Source organism: Sulfitobacter sp. HI0129 (assembly GCF_001635395.1).
Classification (GTDB): domain Bacteria; phylum Pseudomonadota; class Alphaproteobacteria; order Rhodobacterales; family Rhodobacteraceae; genus Sulfitobacter.
This window is the reverse complement of the sequence record NZ_LWGH01000150.1, coordinates 1-369: the sequence shown is the minus strand read 5'-3', so window position 1 is coordinate 369 and position 369 is coordinate 1. Positions and strand designations below refer to the sequence as shown.

Here is a 369-nt window from a genome sequence, read left to right as displayed (position 1 = left end):
CCCTGATCCGCGCAGCGTTGAAACTGCTCGCGCCGAAGGGCTGAGGCGATGCCGATCCGGTTCAACCAGCTACTGCTAGAAGCCGGATTTGAACCGAGACGCTGTACCATCATGCTTCATACCCCGCGGGAGCGGGAATTGCGCGCGAAACTCGGGGATATCTTCATGCGCAACCCCCTCGCTTTCGACGGATACCAGCACATTCACAGCGCGCCCGGTGGCCGTACCCTTTCCGGCCGACCCCATGTTGCGAGTTTTGTCGGAATGGCAGACGGAACCTGCGTTTTCGCGGCTTTGTATGACGTGGAGAACTGCGGGAGGCTCTCCGCCGAGGAACTGGCGCGGGAACCGACCGTCATGCGCCTGCTC

At 61.8% G+C, this 369-nt stretch carries 1 protein-coding gene; it reads left to right on the top strand.

Annotation, left to right across the window (positions count from 1 at the left end; translation table 11 throughout):
- Window positions 1-165: 165 nt before the first annotated feature.
- Window positions 166-369: hypothetical protein (locus A3764_RS25800; protein WP_236627984.1), on the top strand; the 204-nt coding region annotated here is incomplete at its 3' end.